The organism is Enterococcus sp. 3H8_DIV0648 (genome assembly GCF_002140655.1).
Taxonomy (GTDB): domain Bacteria; phylum Bacillota; class Bacilli; order Lactobacillales; family Enterococcaceae; genus Enterococcus_A; species Enterococcus_A hulanensis.
Genome location: NZ_NGLG01000001.1, coordinates 2,952,615 through 2,956,379, shown reverse-complemented (window position 1 = coordinate 2,956,379; position 3,765 = coordinate 2,952,615). Strand labels below are relative to the sequence as shown.

At 40.1% G+C, this 3,765-nt stretch carries 3 protein-coding genes; all 3 read right to left on the bottom strand.

The window, feature by feature from the left end; genetic code table 11:
- Nucleotides 1–259: 259 nt before the first annotated feature.
- Nucleotides 260–1,336, bottom strand: a complete 1,077-nt coding sequence (locus A5875_RS13660) for a hypothetical protein (RefSeq protein WP_088934111.1) — start codon at nucleotides 1,334–1,336, stop codon at nucleotides 260–262.
- Nucleotides 1,337–1,572: 236 nt separating this feature from the next.
- Complete coding sequence (locus A5875_RS13655; RefSeq protein ID WP_088934110.1) at nucleotides 1,573–2,949, bottom strand: MATE family efflux transporter; 1,377 nt, start codon at nucleotides 2,947–2,949, stop codon at nucleotides 1,573–1,575.
- An 80-nt stretch (nucleotides 2,950–3,029) separates the two neighbouring features.
- On the bottom strand, nucleotides 3,030–3,449 hold the full coding sequence (locus A5875_RS13650) for a MarR family winged helix-turn-helix transcriptional regulator (protein WP_088934109.1): 420 nt from the start codon (nucleotides 3,447–3,449) through the stop codon (nucleotides 3,030–3,032).
- Between the last annotated feature and the right edge of the window lie 316 nt (nucleotides 3,450–3,765).

Below are 3,765 nucleotides of genomic sequence, written 5' to 3'. Positions count from 1 at the left end.
ATTTTGTACCGCCTTGCAATTATTTAAGACTAACAAACCTGCGAAATTTCTAGTCAGAAAAACAAAGGGAAACACTGTTTCTATAGCTTTCTTAGACCTTTTAAAATTTCCAGTTCCGCTGAAAAAATCCAACACAAAATTCATGTGAAGCAGCACTTATTTTTTGCTTGATGTTTTTTTCTCCACAACAAATAAACCCTCGTAAGGCCAAATTTTTTGAAATCCTATTTCACCAAAAACATCCTCAACTCAACGCAACCTATTTCCTTCGATTGCGTTTTCGATCTTTCTTTTTTCCAACCCCACCCTTGCCTTTTTCTCTTTTCATCATCAGTTCGTCCTTTTCCTCGCGCTTTCTCTGTTTCTCGCTTTTCGGCTTTTGATAGTTGGAATAGGAGTTTTTCTTATGTACGGGAATTTCTGCGGGCTTCTTGCTTTCGGCTTTTGGTTTTTCTTTGACTGCCGAAGTTGATCCAGCGCTGTTTGGTTCAGCCTTTTGTGCGACGGTGGCCGGACTTTCGGTCTTTGCTTCATCTCCAAGCTCCGTCATCCGAGCGTCGGACAGAACCATCCCTTCTGGTAAAAGCATTTTCACTAATGCGAGTTTTTCTGCATCACTCAGGTTGCTGAAGTCGAAAGCTGCTGGCTGCTGTGCTGGAGTTTGACTTGGAGCCTCTGCCACTATATCAATCGAATTTTGGGCAGACGTCTCCAAGACCACACCATGTCTGACTTTAGGATAGCGAGTGCAGTTGAAGATATCGGAATTTTCCAGCTTAACAAAGCGGCGGATGCCGTCCTTTTCAAAGATCGTCAAAGACGACAACAGCTCTAACGCCGCATCGATTTTCATTCCAGAAGATTCCGAGTCGGCATCTCGTAAGCTCCACGTATGGATCTTCCCCACTGCATCCTCAAAGGTCGAGACGATTTTATATTGTCCATCCATTTTTTCGGGTGGAGTTGTAGCACTAAATAAATACTTCTTATTGTCGCTCACCCGATTATTGTAACGATGATATTCATTCTTATTTTTATAGAGACGGCGAGTAACCGTTTCCCATTCTTTGCCTGATTTAAAGGATGCCCGAAACAACGGAGCAAGCTTCCGCAGCACATCTGACGGCTCCGCAAATAAAAGGATCTCCCGAACCAAGTCCCCACAAAAATCCGAGAAATCACTGATGCACAAACATTGCCGAACCAGCACCGCCACCAAATATTGAAGCGTCGAATCCGCATCGGAAGAATCTTCGTAAAATTTCGACAGGCGCTTCTCCAGATTCGCCCGCCCCATAGTGAAAAGTGTGATCTGTGACAATGATTTTGTTTGCATAAGTGTTCTCTCCTTCTAATTTGATAATAATCTTTGAATTATAATGATTCCTTCTTTATTCCTCATTATTATGATACACCATAAAAAGATAAAAAAAGCATTCTATAATTTTATTGAAAATAATCAAATTGGGTGAAAAATAAAAGAGCGTTTGACTTTTTCTGACCAAAAACGGCGCTTAAATCTCTTATTTAAGATTTAAGCGCCGTTTTCAGTAACTTTTCAGTTCATATTTCTTATCGTTCTTGCATCGCTGGCAATTCATTTTTATTCAGTTTATTCAAATAAGGAATCATCATAATCACACCAGCGACAAAAGCGATTCCTTCTGTGATCGTCATTGACCAAATCAATCCATTCAAGCCGTAGAAATGATGCAGCAGTAACACGATTGGAATAAAGAAGGTTCCTTGAATCGTTGACATAACTCCCGTTTGAGCTCCAAAACCTGAGGCTTGGAAAATACCGGTGAATAATCCGGAAAATCCATTAAAGACTGAGGAAACTAATTGGGCAGCCAAGATAGTCATACCAACCTGAATCACATGAGGATCGCTCGTGAATACGCCTAGAACTGGTAAACGAAATAGATAAGCCGCTGCCGCAAAGACGATCGAAATCCCGCCAATCCATAAGGACACTTCTTTCAATGCTTCTTTTAACCGCTTCGTATCACGAGCTGAAAAACTATATGCGAACAAAGGCATGGCTCCTAGAAATAACCCCATCGTTAAAAATTCTGGTAATTGCGTAATCCGCACTGCGATCCCGAAGCTGGCTACAACATTGTCGCCGTATTCAACAGAAAAATTGTTCAACAATAAGGTCGTTACGATCATAAACGCTGATTTGAACAATTCAGAGACGCCGATTTTGTATACTTCTAACTGGTCATTGACAGTGAGCTTGAAGTGCTTCAAAAAGCCTTTTAGCGATTCGCTTTTATTTTCTAAGAACCACACATAATAAACAGTTGAGGCTAAATTCGCAATGACTATCGAAATGCCAGCTCCAATTACATGCATATTAAAGACTAAAATCAATAAAGCATCCAATGCGATACTAACACCGACACTGATAAACATGCCATACATTGATTCTTTTGATGCCCCTTCTGAACGAACCAGTTGTTCTAGGGCAAAGTTCAAAATAAAAGCAAAACTACCCGCAAATAAGATCGTTGAATATTGCTTCGTATAAAGCAGCGTTTGCTCATCAGCCCCAAGTAAATGAACAAAGGGCGTCATCAAGATGATCGCTGCGATTCCAATGATCACACCAAGAATGATACTCATATAAAAAGAATAACCAGCGACTTTTTTACCTTTCTGAGTATCGCCGCTGCCTAGCAGTCGAGTAATAAAAGTTCCTCCACCCACACCAAACATATTTCCAACAGCCATCAAGATAATCGTGATGGGCATGGCTAAAGTAATGGCAGACATCATATTCGTATCATGGATCAAGCCGATGAAGTAGGCATTGATCAAATTATAGATCGTGGTAGCCGAGATTCCTACCATCATCGGGATAGATAAATGAGCAATGGATTTGCGGATTGGGCTTTCTTTTAAGTAATAAATATTTGATTCGTTTCCTTCAAATTCTTCCATGGTAAAACCTTCTTCTATTAGAGTTATAAATGTTAGATATCTAACTATCAGGTTATAAGCAGCCATTTGCTGCTTATTTGTTAGAGGCTGCGGTCGATTTTTCTAAGCAGTTCGGTTAATTGCTGGACCTCTTCTTCACTCAAGGCATGAACTAGTTCCTTCTCTGCCGCGTAAAAGGCTTCGTTGGTCTCTTCCACCAAAGCCTTGCCTTTAGGCAGTATATAGATATTTTTTTGCCGCTCATTATCTTTTGGGATTCGACGTTCAATATAACCTTTTTTCTCCAACCCCTGCAGCATACTCGTGATGCTAGCCCCGCGTCGTTGAAAAACTTCTGCCAAATCTTTTTGAATCAAGCCCTTGTCATCGTTTTGTGCAATATAAGAAATCATCCGCCCTTGCTGCGGACTGACATCCATGTCCTTGACACGCTGATCCATTGATTCGCGGGACTTATTCATGATGGACCGTAATAAATTTGAAACGACCATTCTATCCAAAAGGACTCCTCCTAACTTCTGTGAAGTATTTAGAAAAATAAATCTAATGCCGCACCGCACACCATTGAACTATCTATGGTTGAAGCTTTTTGAGTTCAGCCATAATCGTCTGTATCTAGCAGATTCTGAAAAGCTGTCTGATATGCCTTGCTAAAAATTAGATATCTAACTGTTCGAAAAGAATATACACGCAGAGAAAAAGATTGTCAATTAAAAAATTCCAAATCTAATAATTAGCAATCTAACAGTTAGCGTCTTAAACTTACTTTTTTGGTTTTATTAAGCAACCCAAAAAATAATATTATAATCCTACACA

Bases quoted from the DNA above. Each gene is read 5' to 3' on its own strand.
- A5875_RS13660 (WP_088934111.1), bottom strand. From the start codon at position 1,336: ATGCAAACAAAATCATTGTCACAGATCACACTTTTCACTATGGGGCGG.
- A5875_RS13655 (WP_088934110.1), bottom strand. From the start codon at position 2,949: ATGGAAGAATTTGAAGGAAACGAATCAAATATTTATTACTTAAAAGAA.